At 68.3% G+C, this 16,108-nt stretch carries 12 protein-coding genes; 6 read left to right on the top strand and 6 right to left on the bottom strand.

Annotation, left to right across the window (positions count from 1 at the left end; all coding sequences use genetic code 11):
* The first annotated feature begins 278 nt into the window (after positions 1–278).
* A complete protein-coding gene (locus ACIDOF_RS27735; RefSeq protein WP_409008849.1) occupies positions 279–2,099 on the top strand; it encodes an IS630 family transposase in 1,821 nt (606 codons plus the stop codon).
* 61 nt (positions 2,100–2,160) lie between these two features.
* On the opposite strand, the gene ACIDOF_RS27740 is transcribed toward ACIDOF_RS27735, so the two are convergent.
* Together ACIDOF_RS27740 and ACIDOF_RS27745 are read right to left on the bottom strand one after the other, a co-directional pair.
* Positions 2,161–3,492 carry an MFS transporter gene (locus ACIDOF_RS27740; protein ID WP_409008850.1) on the bottom strand — a complete coding sequence of 444 codons (1,332 nt, stop codon included), beginning with the start codon at positions 3,490–3,492 and terminating at the stop codon, positions 2,161–2,163.
* Between the two features lie 388 nt (positions 3,493–3,880).
* Positions 3,881–4,801: an ornithine cyclodeaminase family protein gene (locus ACIDOF_RS27745; RefSeq protein WP_409008851.1), complete on the bottom strand. Its 921-nt coding sequence runs from the start codon at positions 4,799–4,801 to the stop codon at positions 3,881–3,883.
* A gap of 501 nt (positions 4,802–5,302) precedes the next feature.
* Between ACIDOF_RS27745 and ACIDOF_RS27750 the strand changes: the two genes are divergently transcribed.
* The 3 genes from ACIDOF_RS27750 (at position 5,303) to ACIDOF_RS27760 (ending at position 8,357) form a co-directional block, all read left to right on the top strand.
* Entirely contained in the window at positions 5,303–6,619 is a 1,317-nt protein-coding gene (locus ACIDOF_RS27750) for an MFS transporter (RefSeq protein WP_409008852.1), read from the top strand.
* Positions 6,620–6,684: 65 nt separating this feature from the next.
* Complete coding sequence (locus ACIDOF_RS27755; protein WP_409008853.1) at positions 6,685–7,668, top strand: ornithine cyclodeaminase family protein; 984 nt, start codon at positions 6,685–6,687, stop codon at positions 7,666–7,668.
* Positions 7,669–7,769: 101 nt separating this feature from the next.
* Entirely contained in the window at positions 7,770–8,357 is a 588-nt protein-coding gene (locus ACIDOF_RS27760; protein ID WP_409008854.1) for an ankyrin repeat domain-containing protein, read from the top strand.
* A 115-nt stretch (positions 8,358–8,472) separates the two neighbouring features.
* On the opposite strand, the gene ACIDOF_RS27765 is transcribed toward ACIDOF_RS27760, so the two are convergent.
* Positions 8,473–8,730, bottom strand: a complete 258-nt coding sequence (locus ACIDOF_RS27765; RefSeq protein WP_409008855.1) for a hypothetical protein — start codon at positions 8,728–8,730, stop codon at positions 8,473–8,475.
* A gap of 94 nt (positions 8,731–8,824) precedes the next feature.
* Entirely contained in the window at positions 8,825–10,096 is a 1,272-nt protein-coding gene (locus ACIDOF_RS27770; protein ID WP_409008856.1) for an NAD(P)/FAD-dependent oxidoreductase, read from the bottom strand.
* 120 nt (positions 10,097–10,216) lie between these two features.
* Here ACIDOF_RS27770 and ACIDOF_RS27775 point away from each other — a divergent pair, with 120 nt between their 5' ends.
* Both ACIDOF_RS27775 and ACIDOF_RS27780 read left to right on the top strand, forming a co-directional pair.
* The gene (locus ACIDOF_RS27775) at positions 10,217–10,909 is read left to right on the top strand and encodes a GntR family transcriptional regulator (RefSeq protein ID WP_409008857.1); all 693 of its coding nucleotides are present in this window, start codon (positions 10,217–10,219) and stop codon (positions 10,907–10,909) included.
* Positions 10,910–11,352: 443 nt separating this feature from the next.
* Entirely contained in the window at positions 11,353–12,750 is a 1,398-nt protein-coding gene (locus ACIDOF_RS27780; protein WP_409008858.1) for an MFS transporter, read from the top strand.
* 180 nt (positions 12,751–12,930) lie between these two features.
* On the opposite strand, the gene ACIDOF_RS27785 is transcribed toward ACIDOF_RS27780, so the two are convergent.
* Positions 12,931–14,250 carry a flavin monoamine oxidase family protein gene (locus ACIDOF_RS27785; protein WP_409008859.1) on the bottom strand — a complete coding sequence of 440 codons (1,320 nt, stop codon included), beginning with the start codon at positions 14,248–14,250 and terminating at the stop codon, positions 12,931–12,933.
* A 91-nt stretch (positions 14,251–14,341) separates the two neighbouring features.
* A complete protein-coding gene (locus tag ACIDOF_RS27790; protein ID WP_409008941.1) occupies positions 14,342–15,706 on the bottom strand; it encodes an MFS transporter in 1,365 nt (454 codons plus the stop codon).
* Positions 15,707–16,108: the final 402 nt, after the last annotated feature.

The following is a 16,108-nucleotide window of genomic DNA, read 5'->3' on the forward strand; positions in this document are numbered from 1 at the left end:
CAGCCGGGCACACAGAACTCCGCCTCACATCTGGGCCCGCCCCCGAGTCGTGAGTCGGGGTGCCAGGGCGGCGAGGTACGCGACCTGCATGTGTGTGTCTGCTGAGGGGTGGCGCCAAATCGGGAGACGGACTCGGTGTGCCTTGTGGGCGTCGGCGGCGTCTTGGCGCCGGGTTGCGAGGAAGTCTCCGGCTCGGCATGTCGGACAACAATGCCTCGCTCTCTCCAGCCCCTCGGTCAGACCGGATGACTCATATATTTCTTTACACTTGCCAGACCATGGAAGACGTACCAGCGATTCACGGTCCCTCCGTCGAGCTGACGCTCGACGAGCGGGCGACTCTGGAGAGTTGGGCCCGCAGCCGCACCAGCGCACGGGCCCTGACGCAGCGCGCGCAGATCGTGCTGGCATGCGAGCAGTCCGGCAGCGACGCGGAGACGGCCGAGCGGCTGGGGGTCTCCCGGCAGACGGTCGGCAAGTGGCGGTCCCGGTTCCTGGCCGAGGGCCTCGACGGGCTCATGGAGCGGCCCCGCTCCGGGCGGCCGCGCAAGGCGGACGACGACACGGTCGTGCAGATCCTGGTGAAGCTGCTGGCCGCTCCTCCCGGCGGCCGGCGGGAATGGTCGACACGGTCCATGGCCTCCGAGACCGACCTCAGCCAGGCAACGGTGAACCGCATCTGGAGCACGCACCGGCTCCAGGAGCGCCCCGGCCGAACACGGCCCGAACTCCGCCGGGCGGTCATGGGTTCCGTCAGAGTCCGTGATGTCGTCGGCCTGTTGCTCGCGCCGCCTGCCCGCATCCTGGCGGTCATCGCGGACACTCGCACCACAGCACCCGCGTCGACCCACCGCAGCAGAGCCGGCGCCGCGCCGGCGCCGGCTTCCCTCGCAGGCCGTCGAGCCTTCGAAGCGCGGAATCTCCTCGCCGTGACCAACGCCTTCGCCCTGCTGAGGGGCAAGACCTGCAGCCACCGAGCACCCGATACGGCAAGGGAAGTCGGCAGGTTCCTTGCGGACTTGGACCAATGCGTCGCCCCCAGCCGTGAAGTGCACCTGGTCATCGCCTGCGAGCCGGACGCTGTGCTCCATGGCCTTCAGAGTTGGGTACGAGAGCATCCGCGGTTCCATCTGCACCTCGTCCCCGCCGGCTCGTCGTGGCTGGACGAGATCGAGACGATCCTGGCGAACAACCCGCTCCTCAGCCACGAGAGCATGCCCGGCTTGGCAACCTCGTTGGCCGCACTCCGGAGCGAGCTCCACGCCTGGGCCGCCACTTGGACGCCCGATGCCGGCGCGTTCACCTGGAGTCGACTCAATAAAGACTCAGTAGAGCAGAAACACGGACAGCGGAACCCGGCCAACGCCGACATCCGGCGCGCGGCCGGCCCAGACGTGCATGCCTCAGCATCTGGTGACCGCCAGGAGGTCGATCTTGTGCGCGACGCTCTTCTCACCAGCCCGCCACCGCCGGGAGAACGGGTACAGGAGGCACCCCTGGCGTCCCGGCTGGGCATCTCCCGCAGAGCCGTTCGCGGGGCGTTGCGGGTGCTCGTAGAGGAAGGGGTCCTCGACCAACTGCCCCCTCACGGGGCTTCGGTTCCCACGGTCGGCGTCACCAGCGTCCTCGACATGTACGCGGTACGGGCGGCGCTGGGCACCATGGTGATCCGCCGGGCCGCAATGCTGGAACGGTCCGAACTCCGCCCGGTGAAGGCTGCGTTGACCGAGGTCCGTGACGTGGCCCGGCGCGACCACGCCCGGATCGGGGAGAGCGACCTCTGCTTCCAGGACGCGATCGCGCGGAGGGCGGGCCTCCCCCAAGCGAGCCTGATCTTCCAGCGCCTCACCATGCGACTGCGGATGTTCATCTCGGTGCTGCAACTCGACTTCGCCGACGCCGCTGCGGATCTCATCGCCCGTGAGGACGCCGCGATCTTCGAAGCGATCCGAAGCGGCGACGGTGACGAAGCCGCTCGCCTGTGGCGTATCAAGGTCGAACGCAGCGCCCGTTATATGGTCACGCTGCTTCCCCAGTCCCACTTCGACCCGAACCTCTGGGTCACCATCGCCGGCAAGCCGGCCCCGTACCGGCACTGACCCGGCGCTACTGCGTGCCGTAGAGAATGTCGGGCTCCGGCACGAAGGGAGTGGGTGCTCTTCAGCGGCACGACGAACTGACCGGCCGGGGCCGTTGGTCCAGGAGCAGCTCGCCGTCCGCACGTTCGTGCAGGAAGCAGGCGGCGACGAAGGAGATCACGCCGGCCAGGCTCAGGTAGAGGGCGATGGCCGACCAGTGGCCGGTGCGGTCGAGGAGGTACGTCGCGATCATCGGGGCGAAGCCGCCGCCGAGCACCGTGCCGAGGGTGTAGCCGGCCGACAGGCCTGTGTAGCGCACCTCGACGGGGAAGACGCGGGCGAAGAACGTCGGCATCGCCGCGTACGTCGCCGACCAGGCCGTGAAGAGGAGCGCGAAGCCGACCAGCATGAGCGGGTAACTGCCCGTGTCCAAAAGGGCGAACCAGGGAAACGGAAGGACGACCATGCCCGCGACCCCGGCAAGGAAGAGGCCCTTCCGGAAGCGTTCGGAGCGGTCGGACCAGCGGCCGAAGAGCGGGATGGCGACGAGCGTGAGTGCCGTGGCGGCCATGACCGCACCGAGCATCGCGCTCTTGCCGAAGCCGAGGTGGTCGGTGCCGTAGCTGAGGGAGAAGACGGTGCCGATGTAGAAGACGGCACCGGTCGCGACGTAAGCCAGGCACATGAGGGCCACGAGACCGCTGTGGCGGCGCAGCACCTGCACGAGCGGGGCCTTGGCGACCTCGCCGCTGCGCTTGACCTGCGCGAAGTCGGGCGACTCGGCGACCTTCATCCGGATGAACAGGCCGAGCGCCACGAGCACGGCGCTGAGCAGGAACGGTACGCGCCAGCCCCAGCTGCGGAACGCCCCGTCGGGCAGTTGCGCGAGTGCGAGGAACATGAGGTTGGCGAGCAACAGGCCCCAGCCGACACCGGTGTTGACGATCGCCCCGTACAGGCCGCGCTTGTGCGGTTCGGCGTGCTCGACGCTCATCAGAACCGCCCCGCCGTACTCGCCGCCGAGGGAAAGCCCCTGCACGAGCCGCACGAGGACGAGGAGCAACGGTGCGCCGACACCGATCTGTTCGTACGTGGGGAGCAGGCCGATGGCGAAGGTCGCGCCGCCCATGAGCGTCAGGGTCAACACGAGCATCGACTTACGGCCGAGCCGGTCGCCGAAGTGCCCAAAGATCGCACCGCCCACGGGGCGGGCGACGAAGGCGATGGCGAACGTGGACAGGGACAGCAGCGTGCCGGTGAGCGGGTCAGCCGAGGGGAAGAAGAGGTCGCTGAAGACCAGGGACGCAGCGGTGCCGTAGACGAAGAACTCGTACCACTCGACAGTGCTGCCGATGAGGCTCGACAGGAGGACCTTGCGGCCTTGTCTCGGTGCGGAGGCGGTTCTCGATGTCATCGTGGTTCCTTCCGAGCAGTATGGGAAGTCCGCCTTGCTGTACGTGAGTTGGCGGTGCCGTCCACGCGGGGCGATCCTCAGCACTCCCCGAGGATCGTCAGGGCCGGTTCGAGGCCTCTTGGCCGCCAGGTCATGGACGACTCTGACTACGTCGTCCACCCGCTCGCCGGGTGGGAAGCGCGCGCCGACGAGTTACGTCATAGGGCAATCTCCGAACGGCACGGAAGTGGGCAGGAGTTGAGCGCCCCGGGCCCCCTGGGGTGTGGGCGCCCGGGGCCGGACACCGCTCGGGCAACGGCGCTTGAACCGAGCGGAGTTTCAGCAGCCGCTCACACAGCGGGGGACGGTCAGAGTCGTCTCGCAGGCCCGGCTTGGAGGGCGTCGACGCTCAGCCGAGGAACTTGTCCGCCAGCAGCCGCGCGATGGCCCAGTCCTGCATGGCCACGCCGACCGACTTGAACACGGTGCGCTTGCCGAAGTCGGAAGGCGGCGCGAGGAGCGCGGACCCCAACTCGGTGAGGTCGCCGCGCGTGATGGCGCCGGCCTCCAGTGCGTGGATGATCTCGCCCGACTCCTCCAGGATGGCGTCGAGTTCGTCGATGACGACGTTGCTGTTCGCGAGCAGTTCATCGGGCAGCTCGCGCATCGTGGGCCGGAAGGCACCGATGGCGTTGACGTGGACCTGGGCCGGCAGGGCCGTCTCCGGGAAGAGCGGGCTGGTCGCGGTGGTGGCACAGCAGACGATCTGGGCGTCCCGTACGGCGGTGGCCGCGTCGGAGGCGGTCACGACCTCCGTCCCGTCCAGCTCGGCCTGCATGGCGTCGGCCAGCACCCGGGCCCGCTCCGCGTTGGCGTCCACCACGGTGAGGCGAGTGAGCGGGCGCACGGCGTGAACGGCGCGCACCTGGTCGGGCGCCTGGCCGCCGGCGCCGATGAGGGTCAGTTCGTGGGCGTCGGGGGCCGCGAGGAGATCGGTGGCGACGCCGACGATGGCTCCGGTGCGCAGCGTGGTGACGGGACCCGCGTCGGCGACCAGGTGGTCGAGCCGGTCCAGGGTGCTCCACACGATGGTGCCGGTGATGGCGGGCGTGCGCTCGAAGTTCAGGCTGAGCGTTTTGATCATGGCGGACCGTGAGGGGCGGTGGTGGGCCGGCATCGAGAGGAACTGGCCGTCTCGCAGCACCGTGCGGGTAGGCATCTCGAACTCCCCGTTGGCCAGGTCGATGAACCCCTGGCGAACGGCCTCGATCGCCTCCGGCATCGACACGGCCTCACGGATCTCCTGCGCGTTGACGCTGACAGTCGTCATTTCTCTCCATCCATCGAAGTCTCAGTAAGGTATTACACCTCACGCCTTGTGGCTTGTCGATGCCCACGCAGTGGCAGTCGGGCCGCCCACCGACGCCCGATGCGAGGAAAACCCTTGGGTGCACCTGCCGCCCTCAATCACCCCCAGGTCAAAATGGTCAACCAAAATAGAGCCGAGGGACTCGCCTGTTGACGCAACGACTGACCGGCGTCACGGCCGATACCGAACGGACCCGAGCCCCCTGCCAGGCGGCGGCCACCACATCAGCCATCTCTCCGGCTGATCTGCACAAACAATGCGCGATCGACGCCCATCCAGAGTCGACAGACCGACATCGACAGGCACCCCGACCCTTCGGACGCACGCAGGTAGCAAGTCGCGCGGGAGACCTTCAGCCCAACCTCTCCCCGGTCCTAATGGTTGACCAGTGAGGTATTACACATGACACTCAACCCACTGTGAGCCGAATCAAGCCAACCCGACTGCGGTGAAGGAGGGCTCATGAAGCCCCGACAGGCCCAGGCAACGGCACCACATCCCACTTCCCAGAATCGGCCCGCCTCCCGGAAGGCGGTCCTGTCCGGTGCGAGCGGGAACGCGCTGGAGACCTTCGATTTCAGCGTCTACGCCTACCTCGCCGTGATCCTCGGCGCCGAATTCTTCCCCTCTGCCGACCGGACGGTGTCGCTCCTCGCATCGTTCGCCGCTTTCGGCGTCGGCTTCCTGGCGCGGCCCGCGGGCGCCGTCGTCTTCGGGCGTCTGGGCGACCGTCGAGGCCGACGCCAGGTCCTCCTCGTCACCCTGCTCCTGATGGGAGGCGCAACGCTGGGTATCGCTCTGCTGCCCGGCTACTCGACGATCGGCGTGCTGGCTCCCGCCCTGCTGGTGCTTCTCCGTCTGCTGCAGGGATTCTCGGCGGGCGGCGAGATCACCACCTCGGCCGCATACCTGGTCGAGTGGGCCCCACGTGGACGACGCGGATTCTTCGGCAGCTTCATGCAGGCCGGAGCCGTCGCCGGGCTGCTCCTCGGCAGCCTGAGCGTCGCCACCTGCTACAGCGTCCTCGGCGAGAGCCAGATGCAGGAGTGGGGCTGGCGGATTCCATTCGTCATCGCCGGCTGCCTCGCCCCGCTGGCCTACCTGCTGCGCCGCACCACGGAGGAGACTCCCGCGTTCAGCGACCTGGTCGAGGCGCAGGCAGACGAGTCCAGTCGGCCGGCCCGACCTGCGATGGGCCGATTCCGGCCCGTCTGGCGTGCGTTCGTGTTCACAATGTTCTGGTCGGTCGGCTTCTACTTCTTCCTCACGTACATGCCGACCTTCCTGCAGCGGGAGTTCGGGGTCTCGGCGAGCCAGGGAACCTGGATCAGCTCGCTGGCCATGGTCGTTCACATGGCGCTGATCCCGGTGTGCGGTGCACTGTCGGACCGTTTCGGCCGCAAGCCCGTCCTGTTGACCGGCTGCCTCGCGTTCGTCGTCGTGCCGGTCCCGCTGTTCGGCTTGCTCTCGGACGAGCCGCCCTTCGTTGTGCTGTTCCTGGTGGTGGCGGCGGTCGGAGCCATGCTGGCGCTCTACACCGGGCCCGCTGCCGCGACGATGGCCGAGTTCTTCCCCACCTCTTCGCGCACCAGCGGCATGGCGATCGGCTACAACGTCGCGAGTGCGGTCTTCGGCGGGTTCACGCCGTACATCGCGACCTGGCTCGTCGCCTCGACCGGGGCCAGGATCGCGCCCGTCTATTACGTCGCCGGGGCGGCACTGATCGCCGCCGGATGGCTGGCCCTGCAGCGGGAGACCGCGAAGGCCGACCTCGCCTGACGCACCCGCCCCTCCCCGCGCCCCGTCTCGCGCGGCGGCCCCAACTCGTACCGAGGAGCTTTCTCGTGCTCATTCTGAGCCGATCCGACATCGCTCAACTGCTGGACGTCGATGCCGTCATCGACGCCGTGGAGGCCGGGCACGCCGCGCTGGCCGAGGGCTCAGCGGTCCAGGCCCCACGGCTGACGGTTCAGCTCCCGGACTCCGACGGCCTCCTGGTGCCCATGATCGCCGCGAACGGCCTCGTGACCACCGCGGGCGCGAAGATCCTCACCGACTGCCCCGACAACGCGGTGACGGGGGCTCCGCGGCAGCAGTCGACGATCCTGCTGATCGATGGCTGCACCGGCCGGTGCGAAGCACTCCTGGACGGCGCCGCCCTCACCCGGGTTCGTACGGCAGCCGCAACAGCGGTGGCCACCCGGCACATGTCGAACCCGGACTCGTCCACCCTGGGCCTCATAGGCGCCGGCGCCCTCGCGCGCACGCACATCGACGCGATCCGCCGCGTACGCCCCATCAAGAAGGTCGTGTTGTGGGCGCGGCGCCGTTCCGCTGCGGACGAACTCGCCGCGGAATGCGCACAGTTGGGGGTCAAGGCGACCGCGGTCAGCTCTGCGGAGGATGTCGTACGCACCGCTGACGTGCTGTGTACGCTCACGCCCCCGCCGGAGCCCCTCGTGCGGGGCGCCTGGCTGCGCGCAGGGATGCACATCAACGCCGTCGGCGCCCCTCCGAGGCCGGGCTTTCGTGAGCTCGACAGCGATGCCGTGGCCCGCTGCCGCATCGTCGTCGACGACCGGACAGTCGCGCTCAACGAGTCCGACACCCTCTTGATCCCGCTTCGCGAGAGCCGGATCAGCGAGCACCAGCTCGCGGACGAACTCGGCGATGTCATCACCGGCGCCAAGCCCGCACGCCGAAACCCGCAGGACATCACGCTGTTCAACTCGGTCGGCATCGGCATCCAAGACCTCTCGGCAGCACGCCTCGTCGTGGACGCCGCCCGGGAGAAGGGACTCGGAGTCGACATCGACGTGACCCGGTGAACCGGCGGCCGGGTTCTCAGGCGCCCAGGCGAAGAGCGGCACGACAGCAACAGGAACGAATACGGGAGAGAACAGTGACAGAAGCACCCTCCGGGGATGACATGACGCGTGTGAACGAGGAACTGCTCGCCACAGCAAGTGCAGGCAGAGCAGAGGTGATCGCCTCGGCGCTCGATACCGGTGCGGACATCGAAGTACGGGACGAGCGAGGACGCACAGCGCTCCTGCTGGCGGCAGCCAACGACCATGTGGACGTGGCCGAACTCCTGGTGGCGCAGGGTGCCGACCCCAACGCCCTGGACGACAAGCACGACACCCCGTGGCTGGTCACCGGGGCGACCGGCAGCGTCGCGATGCTGGAAGCGCTTCTGCCGGCCAAGCCGGACCTCACTGTCGAGAACCGCTTCGGCGGCGTCTCTCTGATACCGGCCAGCAAGCGCGGCCACGTCAAGTACATCCGGCGCGTCGTACAGACCGGCATCGACGTCAACCACGTCAACCACTACGGATGGACTGCACTCCTCGAAGCCGTGGTCCTCAGCGACGGAGGGGAGGCCCACCAGGAGATCCTCCGTATCCTGCTCGCCGCTGGGGCCGAGCGCGACATCCCCGATGCCGCGGGGCTGACCGCGCTGGAACACGCCCGCTACAAGGACTACGACGCCATAGTGCGCATCCTGGAGAGCTGACTCCTCAAACGTTCCGCCCCGGGTCGACCAGAACCTCGCTTGGTCCTCGGCGCCCCGGGGCCCCCGTTGCCGAGCAGCAGAAGCCGCCAGGCGTGCGCGAGTACGCCACGCGGGCTCAGTCGGGGAGGCCCGCGACCGTGCAAGCGGCGCTCAGGCTGGGGGGACGTGGACGGTCCACGCAGAACAGCGACTGGGTCCCGGCGTTGGCCGCGTGGTGACGGGCCCGGATGGCCACGCGCAGATCTGCTGAGACCGCTCGCGCGGCCACCCGCACAGCGAGGTTGTCCAGGTCGTCGGAGGCCACGGCGGCCATGGCCTGCACGTTGTGCAGGCCCAGCTCGCGCAGCACGACCTGCCCCGGTCCGACGGCCACGACGTGTCCGGTACGGGGAGCGACCTGGATCCCGCCACGCCGATGGCCTCAAGCCGACGGGTGGGGCAAGTCGGGCGGGGCGCCTGACTGGGCATCAGGCCCGTCGGCGTGCAGTGAAGCGCTCGGGGGCGAACGGGCGGACTGTCGGGGCGAGTTCGGCGGCGCGCCTGCCGCCCTCGACGGTCGCGGAGATGATGTCCGCCGTCACCGGGGCCAGGGTCACGCCGAGCATGGCGTGACCGCTGGCCACGAGCACATTGTCCTTGCCGGGCAGCGCCCCGATGACCGGCAGCCCGTCGGGCGTCATCGGCCGGTGGCCCGCCCAGGCGCGCGGCTGTTCCGTGGGCCGGAGCCCGGGCAGGAACTCATGGGCCGAGCGGGCGATGCCGCGTACGCGGTGCGGGTCGATGGTCGCGTCGGAGCTGCCGAACTCCATCGTGCCGGCGAAGCGCAGCCGGTCCGACAGCGGCGTGACGGCAACCTTCGCCTCGCCGAGATACACCGAGTGCCGCAGCTTCACCGAGCCGCTGCGGTCGTCGAAGCCGTAGCCCTTGCCGGGCTGGATGGGCAGTCGGCATCCGGCGAGACGCGAGAGCCGGCCCGTGTGCGCGCCCGCGGCGAGCACGAACAGGTCACCCTGGATCTCCTGGCACCCTGCCAAGACGGAGGTCACCACTGAACCGCTGGAGCGAACCTCCGTGACCCGGCTGCTGCGGATGAACCGCACGCCGAGTTCGCGGCAGCGTTCCTCCAGGCCCTTGACCAGACTTGCGGGATCCACGTGCCGTTCCTGAGCGCAGTGCAGTCCCCTGCGGACATGGGGGCCGAGGGCGGGCTCGAGGTCCCGGAGCTCGTCGCCGGACAGCGGCACGGCGGTGTGGCCGATCCGCTCCACGGGAGCCGTCGCCCGCTGGTACTCCTGCATGCCTTCCGAGGTGTGGAAGGCGAGAAGCTGCCCGACCTGGTGGTACTCGAAGGCCACGCCTTGCTTGTCGTAGGCGTCGAAGAGAGCGACGGTGCGTTCGTTGAGCGTGGTCAGCGCGCCCATTCCGTGGTTGAAGTCCCTCGGATTGCAGTAGCGCAGCATGGCGAGCATGAAGCGGACGTGCTCGGGGTTGAGGGACGGCCGGACGTAGAGCGGGCTGTCCTTCTTGGTCATCCACCGGGCGGCCTTGCCGAGCATCCCGGGTGCAGGGACGGGTGCCGACATGATCGGCACGATCCACCCGGCGTTGTGGACCGACGTACCGCTCTGGCTGTCAGGAGCCGCGTCCACGACCGTCACGGCCAGGCCGTCCTCGGCGAGCCGGTGCGCGGCGGCGAGTCCGATCACTCCGGCCCCGACGATCACTGCACTGTTTGTCATCGCTGCTCTTCCTGCTGTGTGGCGGGCGGTCGCTGAGTGAGATCCGAGTAAGGTATTACACCTTACACATCTCGACAAGGATGGATGCCCAGGCCAGGTATTCCGTGTTATGTATGAGGTGTGACCACTCCTCGCCCTGCGGCAGCGACCGCACGCAGCTCGCAGCTCAAGTCAGTCAGCCTTCGCGAGCAGGCGCGAGAAGCGGTCCGGACGCGGATCGTCTTGGGTCAGATCGAGCCCGGCCAGGTGGAGAGCGTCATCAACGTCGCTGCAGAGCTCGGCGTCTCGGTCACCCCGGTCCGCGAGGCGATCATGGACCTTGCCAACCTCGGCATGGTCGAAGTCATCCGCAACCGAGGCTTCCGGGTCCCGATCCTCACCGACCACGACCTCGAAGAGATCTATCGCCTCCGCACCATGCTGGAGGTGCCGGCCATGACCGAGGTCGTCGAAGCCCTTGACGGCGCAGCCGTGCCCCAGTTCCGGCGGCTCGCCGAGCAGATCACCGAAGCCGCGCGGCAGGGCGACCTCCACACCTTCCTCGACGCGGACCGGCAGTTCCACCTGGGCCTGCTCGAACTCCTGGGCAACCGCCGCCTCGTGGCCACGGTCGGCCAGCTCCGCGACCAGGCCCGCATGGAGGGCCTGCAGAAGCTGGCAGACCTGGGCGAGCTGACCCAGTCCGGCGAGGAGCACATCGCCATCGTCGACGCCATCGAGGCGGGCGACGGAGAGCTGACCGCTGATCTCATGCGCAAGCACCTGGTTCACAGCCGCGGAATCTGGGCAGGCCGGGCCGAGGGCGATTCCTGAGCGAGTCAGCCCCGGATCCTCCCCCGGAGGGAAGCGTCAACTCTGCCCACTCGGGGAGCACTTGGCTCTTCAGCAGCCCACACCCGGCAGCCCTCCCCACACCGGCAGCCCATGTCACCCTTCACTCCGCGTGGCACCTTCGTGAACGCTCGACCTCTTGACAGCGAACCGAAGCAATAGATGATGTGTAAGGCATCACGCATTACGCAGCAGGGCAATCACTCCGGTCGATCGGGGCTCACCCCGCCCCCGATCCCGTACTCGCTCACCCGGATCCCCATACGCGACCGTCGACCGCAGATGTCCAGCGCCACCCAGCAGTGAGGTATTACGCCTCACTCATGGGAGCTGAAGAGCCCTCGCAGCGCACCAGAGTCCCGACATCGGCGCTCACCGCCGATCGGCCGGCCTGCGTCAGGACCGGCGAACTCAAGGAGAACCTCGTGAGCACCTCCCTCATCGACGACGCTCGCTTCCGGCCTTTCCACAAAAAGATGTTCGCGCTCACGGCCGGAGGGCAGTTCCTCGACGGCTATCTGCTGAGCATCGTGGGCGTCGTCGTGCTCGGCATGAGCGCGGACCTTGACATGTCGGCCGGTCAAGAAGGACTGATCGGCGCGGCGGCCCTGGTCGGCCTCTTCGCCGGCGGCCTGATCTTCGGGCGGATCACGGACCGTATCGGCCGCCAGCTGCTCTTCACGCTGCACTTCGTGGTGATCGCAGTAGCCTCGATCGCGTCGATGTTCGTCCAGGACTCGACGCTGCTGGTCATCCTGCGCTTCGTCATCGGCGTCGCGCTCGGCGCGGACTACGCGATCGGCAGCGCCCTGCTCTCGGAGTGGCTCCCGACCGCCCAGCGCGGACGAGTCATGGGCATGCTCATCATGGCCTGGTTCGTGGGCGCCACCACCGCCTACGTGGTCGGCTACGCCCTCATCAACCTCATGGACGCCGACGCCTGGCGCTGGGCCCTGGGCAGCGCCGCCATCCCTGCCGTCGCGTTCATCATCGCCCGCATCGGCACACCTGAGTCGCCCCGCTGGCTCGTCAGCCGCGGCCGCGTGGAGGAGGCTCAGGCCGTACTGCGCCGCGTGTACGGCGAGGAAGCCACGCCGGAGGCGGTCGAAGCGCTCGTCGCCGACGAGACGGCACAAGGCCTCGGCTTCGCCGAGGTGTTCCGCGGCGACTACCTCAAGCGCACCGCGTTCGTCGGCCTGTTCTGGCTGCTGCAGATCGTGCCGCTGTTCGCCATCTACACCTTCGGCCCGACCGTCCTGAGCGCCTTCGGAATGTCCGACGGCGGCGACTCCGTCCTCGGTTCCGCACTGATCAGCATGCTCTTCCTCATCGGCTGTCTGCCCGCGCTGCGCCTCATCGACACACTGGGGCGGCGACGCCTGATCATCTGGTCCTTCGGACTCATGGTCGTCCCGCTCGCCGTTCTGGGGTTCGTCCCCACAGCGCCCGTCGCCGTCATCCTCGCTTGCTTCTGCGCCTACGCACTCTTCTCCGGCGGCCCGAGCATCCTCGAGTTCATCTATCCGACGGAGCTGTTCCCCACCGAGGTCCGTGCGACCGCCGTTGGCATCGGCACCGCGATCAGCCGCATCGGCGCGGCCATCGGCACCTACCTGCTGCCCATCGGCCTCGACCGCATCGGTGTCGGCAACACGATGCTCATCATGGCGGCGATCACCCTGCTGGGCTTCGCCGTGTGCGTCACGTTGGCCCCGGAGACCCGCGGACGCCGCCTGGCCGAGGCCAGCGGGGCAGCACCGGCGGAATCGACGCCCACTCTCCCCCAGCCCGCCGGCACCGGCACCGGCACCGGCACCCACTGAAGCGAAGCGATTCCTGCCCGTCAGCCGGCGATCGCGGACAGCCGCGGACGTGCCGACCGGGCAGAGCAATCTGCCGGATGGTGCTGGCCCACTAGGACAGCACCATCCGGCACGCGAACCGACACACCTGAGAACTTGCTCCCGCGAGGCGATCAAGGGGGCACGGCAAGAAGTGAAGGCCTACGGGGACATTAGGGTTTCCGCGACCCGGTACGCCTCCGCGTAACAGCCGTGTGTACCCGCCGTCGCCGAGGTGTAGTCGCCGGCGAACTCGATGCCCTGCACCGGCCGCCGCAGCGCGTCGAGCACGGACAGCCGCGTCGGGGAGAGCAGCGAGAAGCAGTACGGCCAGGTCTGCCCGTGCACGCCGACGACGTGACCCCGCAGTTCGGGCGCCACCGCGAGGAAGTCCTCGACCCAGGCGCTCAGTTCGGACGCGTCCGAGCCGAATCCCTCCTGGTGGCCCGCGCTGTTGCCGTAGCAGACGTACTGCACCAGCAAGGCGCCCGTACGGCGATCGGTGTGGGGGCGGCCGGGTGCAGGGTTGATGACCGCGTCGAAACGGGTGCCGACCGTGGTGAGGAACGACCAGTCGGCCAGGTGCCGGGCGTGGCCCACGTCGGCGACGACGGCGAGGGTTCGGCTGCCGGGGGTGAGAGCCCGGTCCAGGGCCGCGCGCTTCCAGTCGGGCAGGCCCGGCACGACCTCCGGCACCTGCGGCGCGGGAACCGTGACGACCACGCGGCGGGCTGCGACTTCCCGCCTGGTGTCGTTCCGCTCGCGCAGCCGGACTCGGTACGTGCCGTCACCCGCCGGCTCAACGGACTCCACGGTCACACCCAAGTGCAGGCTTCCGCACGGGAGTTGCTCCGCCATGCGCAACGGCAACTGCTGCATGCCGTCCACGGGGAAGAGCCGGTTGCGCTTCTCGTGGGCGAGGTAGGACGCGAAGTAACGCAGCCCGTACTGCGCGGTGGTCTGCGAGGCCTTCCCGACCGCTCCGCCCCGCACCGCGGTCCGGATGATCCGTACGACGTCCGGGTGCAGGCCGACGAGCCGGTCCTCGACCGATTGCGTACCCAACTCGCCGGAATTGGTGGCGAGTTGGCCGCCGTTCGTGCAGCGCTCGTACTCGGCCATGGCCTCGTCGACGAACACGGTGAGCTGCTTCTTGGCCTCGTCGTCGAGGGGCAGACGGGCGATGAGCCTGGCGTTGTCGGCATCGACGACGGTCGTGCCATGTAGGTGGATGCCGTACGTCTGCGGTTCGAACGGTTCGGTGCGGACTCCGAGTTCGGCCGCGAGGGCCTCGGCGGGGGTGTCACGGTAGACGAACATGGCGCCGGTATTGACGGTGACACCACCGACGTCGACGCTGCGGGTGCGGCCGCCGATCCGGTCCGAGGACTCGTACACGGCGACGTCCAGGCCGGAATTCCGTAGCCGGTAGGCGGTCGTGATGCCTGCGGCACCTGCGCCGACGATGAGAACGTCGTGCATGGGGGCGGACTCCTCTCACTGAGCTTCGGCAGTGGCACGAGGCCGACATGCCGCGGGCCCCATCAGGTGATGGGGCCCGTTGTCCGAACGGTCAGATCTCGGCGGGCTGGGCCGCAGGCTTCGCCTGAGTCCCCAGGGAGGCCGCCTCGTCGAGGGACAGGCCTCGGGTCTCGGGCGCCCACAGGACGGAGACGACCGCGCCGAGGAGGCTGATGGCCGCAGCGGCGATCATGGTGCCGCCGATGCCCCAGGCCGTCAGCGCCACCGGTACGAGATAGGTGCCGACGGCGGCGCCGATGCGACTGGCGGACGATGCGAGACCCACGGCAGAGCCGCGTACCTCGGTCGGGAACAGCTCGTTGGGGTAGACCCACTGCAGGATCTGCGTGCCGCCGATGATCAGCGCGTACAGGGCGAAAAGGGCCATGATCACGTTCGACGGGGCGTCGGGGAAGATGCCGAGCAGCAGCAGGGCGGCGCCGGACCAGACGAAGCTGTGGATGACCAGCGGACGTCGGCCCATTCGGTTCACGAAGAACAGCGCGAGCGCACAGCCGATCAGGAACATGACGGTGATCAGGGCTTCGCCGATGTTGGCAAGGCCGCCTTCGAGGTGCAGCGCGTCGAGGATCTTCGGGCCGAAGGCGTAGATCGCGAAGAGCGGGACGATGGAGCAGGTCCAGAAGACGGTGATGTACAGCATCCGGCCGCCGTAGCCCGAGCGCATGATCGCCTTCAGGTCGACGTTCTCGCGCTCCTCGGCAGGCAGGTCGTGGATCGTCGCCTCCGGGCCGTAGACCTTCTTCAGGACCTGCTCGGCCTCTTCGACGCGCCCCTTGTTCGCCAGCCAGCGCGGGGACTCGGGCGTGCCGTGACGCAGTAGCACGATGACCGTGGCGGGCAGGGTCGCGCTGGCGAGCATCCAACGCCAGGCGTCGTCACCGCCGTACGACAGCAACACCTCGCCGACGATGTACGCCGTAGCCGCACCGACAAACCACATCACGACCAGGCCGCCGAGCAGCGGACCGCGGTACTTGCGGGGCGTGAACTCAGCCAGCAGCGACGTCGCGATCGGATAGTCCGCACCGACCGCCACACCGATCAACAGACGCAGCACGAACAGCCACACCGGATCCGTCGCCCAGAACTGCGCCACGGAACAGACGATGATCGCCACCAGATCAATGGTGTACAGGAGTTGACGCCCGAACTTGTCAGTCAGCCAGCCCCCCACGAACGCACCGAGGAAGATGCCGATGAGGGCGGACGCACCGATCAACCCCTGTGCAGAGTCGGAGAGTTGAAGCTGCGGCGTGATCTGCACCATCGCGACACCAATGATGCTCAGCACATAACCGTCAAGGAACGGCCCCCCGGACGAGTACAGAGCCAGTTTCTTGTGGAAGCGCGACAGGGGCGCGTCATCCACTCTGTTTCCTGCAGATGCAGTCATCACAGCCTCCGGGAACGTTCCCGGACTTACCAAAAGGGTAGGTCCGGTCCTGTTCGGGGTCGATGTCGTGTAGTGGTTCGGCCGCCGCATGCCGCCTTGGCCTGGGATATCCGGGCGCCGAGCACACTGCGGTTCCGATGTCGCAAGTGCGGTGCTCGGTGAGCGTGGTCGGCCCCGGCTTGCGTGATGGTCAACTGCGCCCCGTCGCTCGTACCGACGGGTGGGTGGTGCCGCAGCGAGCGAGGGAAACTCACGGATTGCTCTAGGCCGGCGAAAGCGTGGCCGCCGAATGACACGAAGTATGTGAAGACCAGGGTCGGCCAACAATGCCTTCGCTCCCGCACTGAGCAACAAGGCACTGGTGATTCATAAATACGGATGCGATTGCCTGCTCGGACGTCG

Source organism: Streptomyces sp. Da 82-17, assembly GCF_046098215.1.
Taxonomy (GTDB): domain Bacteria; phylum Actinomycetota; class Actinomycetes; order Streptomycetales; family Streptomycetaceae; genus Streptomyces.

Coding starts and splice junctions, on each gene's coding strand:
- ACIDOF_RS27735 (WP_409008849.1), top strand. CDS start 279: ATGGAAGACGTACCAGCGATTCACGGTCCCTCCGTCGAGCTGACGCTC.
- ACIDOF_RS27740 (WP_409008850.1), bottom strand. CDS start 3,492: ATGACATCGAGAACCGCCTCCGCACCGAGACAAGGCCGCAAGGTCCTC.
- ACIDOF_RS27745 (WP_409008851.1), bottom strand. CDS start 4,801: ATGACGACTGTCAGCGTCAACGCGCAGGAGATCCGTGAGGCCGTGTCG.
- ACIDOF_RS27750 (WP_409008852.1), top strand. CDS start 5,303: ATGAAGCCCCGACAGGCCCAGGCAACGGCACCACATCCCACTTCCCAG.
- ACIDOF_RS27760 (WP_409008854.1), top strand. CDS start 7,770: ATGACGCGTGTGAACGAGGAACTGCTCGCCACAGCAAGTGCAGGCAGA.
- ACIDOF_RS27770 (WP_409008856.1), bottom strand. CDS start 10,096: ATGACAAACAGTGCAGTGATCGTCGGGGCCGGAGTGATCGGACTCGCC.
- ACIDOF_RS27785 (WP_409008859.1), bottom strand. CDS start 14,250: ATGCACGACGTTCTCATCGTCGGCGCAGGTGCCGCAGGCATCACGACC.
- ACIDOF_RS27790 (WP_409008941.1), bottom strand. CDS start 15,706: ATGACTGCATCTGCAGGAAACAGAGTGGATGACGCGCCCCTGTCGCGC.